General features: G+C 62.9%; 1 protein-coding gene and 1 pseudogene. Both read left to right on the forward strand.

Annotation, left to right across the window (positions count from 1 at the left end; genetic code table 11):
* Positions 1-2,253, forward strand: a 2,253-nt coding sequence (locus ACZ5CR_RS43625; RefSeq protein WP_468868791.1) for a DUF1156 domain-containing protein, incomplete at its 5' end; no start/stop codon positions are given.
* A gap of 54 nt (positions 2,254-2,307) precedes the next feature.
* A pseudogene (locus ACZ5CR_RS43630) lies at positions 2,308-2,631 on the forward strand (DUF499 domain-containing protein); the annotation flags it as partial.

Consider the following 2,631-nt stretch of genomic DNA (forward strand, 5'->3'; position numbering starts at 1 on the left):
GAGGACGAAGACCGAATCGTCACCGACGTGGAGGCATTCCTCCACGAGGTAGGACGCCGGTTCCGCACATATATGGACGAGTTCTATCCAACCCGCGGCGGGCGGTACCCCTGGGGATACCTCTGGGCTTCCAGCCTTCCTTGTCAGGAATGCGGGCGACGGTTCCCTCTCGTCGGCGAGCTCGAACTGCGGCGACCGCGCCCCAAAAAGGACGACGAGGGCCAGAGCTTCCGCATTCATGCGGATCCAAAGACCGGCGTCTGCGAAGCCACCGTTCACGATGGACCTCCCACAGGCACTCCCACGCGTGTTCAAGCAGGCAAGAGCAAGTACTCGGCCGATGGACGGGTTGCAGTCTGTCCCTTCTGCGACCACGTGCATTCCAAGGCGGTACACACCAGGCTGAGCACAGAAGGCCACCGCGAAGACATGCTTCTCGTCGCCGCGGACATCGACGAGGAAGATGGCACCAAGGTCTTCCGACAGCCGACTGCCAAGGAAGTCGCTGCCGCCCAGCAAGCCGCAGAAGCCCTCAAGAAAGAGCCTCCGTTCGGCATGATGCCGGCACGCCCTGACGAACTCATCGCTCCTGGAAACACGCGGACCATCCAGTCCGTGAACTATGGAGACCGCACCTACGGCGACCTATGTGAGGATCGGCAGACGCTTGGCCTTGTCCGGCTGGCCCGCGCCATCAACGAAGCAACCCAGGAGTGCCTGACAGCTGGCGTCTCCACTGACTATGCGCGAGCCTTGGCGGGCTATGCCACGGCTGCGATGATGCGGAAGATCCGCCGCTCTACCCGAGGAGCACGCCTCCAGAAGGCCGGTGGGGCTCAGGTCGGCGACATCTTCGTCAACCAGTCAGCTGTGTCCTTCTCCTACGACTGGTTCGAGAGTGGGCTCTCCTCAGGGCCAGGCTCGTGGGAGTCCCTCTCGAAGCAGACCGTCACAACCCTCCGCAACGTCCGGCAGAGGGCTGCCGCGCTTCCTGCCTCGATTCAGCGCGGAAGCGCAACTACTCTTCCATTCCGGCCTAATTGGATCGACGCAGTCGTCACGGACCCGCCGTACGACGACATGATCGACTACAGCGACTCCAGCGACGTCTTCTTCGTGTGGGCCAAACGCGCCATGCAGACGGCCGATCCCATGCTGTCCATGACCACGCACCCAGGCGGGATCCAGGACAAAGCTGAAGAGATCATCGTCAAGAGGGGCGGCGGGCCCGCAGGCGACCATCGCACGCGAGAGCACTACGACAGCAGCATCGCCCGTGCCTTCGCCGAAGCCCGCAGGGTCGTCGCTGAAGACGGAGTAGTCACGATCGTCTTCGGGCACGGTGATCTTGAGGTCTGGCACCGTCTGCTCAGCGCGATCTCCTCAGCTGGTTTGATCCTGACTGGATCGTGGCCGGCCAAGACAGAGTCCGGAGGAGCCTCGGCGACTGCAGCGAACATCGTCACCACCTTGACCATGGCTTGCCGACCAGCACCTCCAGGCCGTAGCGAAGGCCGTCTTGCTGCCGTAGAGGCGCAGGTCAAGGCAGAGGTGAAAGACCGTGTGGAACTGTGGGATCGCTCCGGGCTTGCCCACACCGACATGCTCATGGCCTCAGCAGGGCCTGCCATGGAGGTCACCGGGCTGTACTCCCAGATCCTGGATGTCACAGGCAACGTCGTAGGCCTTGAACGATTCTTGATCGTTGCGCGAAAGGCAGTGCAGGAAGCCGCGGACATCAAGGTCGTCTCCCTTCCGCTGGACTCCTTTGATGTCCGCACGCGCTTCGCCCTGTGGTGGGTGCGTCTCTACGGAAGGCAGCTGGCTCCGAAGTCCGAACTCCGATGGCAGGTCCTCGCCGGGGACCTGGACATGAGCGACGTAAAGAACCTGCTGCACCAAGGCGAGAAGGGCTGCCGGTTCCTCTCCGCCAAGGAGTTCAATAGCACCATCACATCGGACTCATCGGTCATCGACGTGGCCTTGGCGATGGCCAAGGCGTGGCCAGACGGGCTTGATGCAGTCGCAGAAGTCCTTGTCGACGCCGCACGGGACAACGACGACCAGTACCTGTGGTCCGCGATCGCCTACCTGGCGAACCGACTGCCGGAGGGGGAGGCCGACGTTGCCGCCTGGAACGGTCTCCAGCGGGCCCGACGCGGTGTCGATGTAGCTGCGCGGAACATCGCGAGCGCACAGATCCGTACCTCGCGTGAGGCCGCCAAGAGCGACCTCAATCCCACCTTGTTCTAACCGCCGTATGCAGCGGCACCACAGCCAATGACGATCAAAACGCAAGGAGTTGGAGTGACCAAGAGCGGTGTGACGCCGTGGTGGAAGGCCCTTCGGATCCGCCCTGAGATCCTGGACGCCTCGGGCTCCATCGCTGACGTACAGATGTCTCTCTACCACGCGGTTTACGGGACGGGAGATCAGCGTCCGCAGTACGCCGACGCTTCGTACTACGGCGAGATCACGCACCCCACAGGATCACTGACAGATCTCTTGGCCCAGATCGCAATCCGGCTTGGCGGCGGAAGCGACTACACCAAGGTCCCCTACGCTCTCCTTCGGCTCGACCAAGGCATGGGTGGCGGCAAGTCTCATGCGTGCATCGGCGCCTACCACCTC

The organism is Streptomyces sp. NPDC031274 (assembly GCF_055570235.1).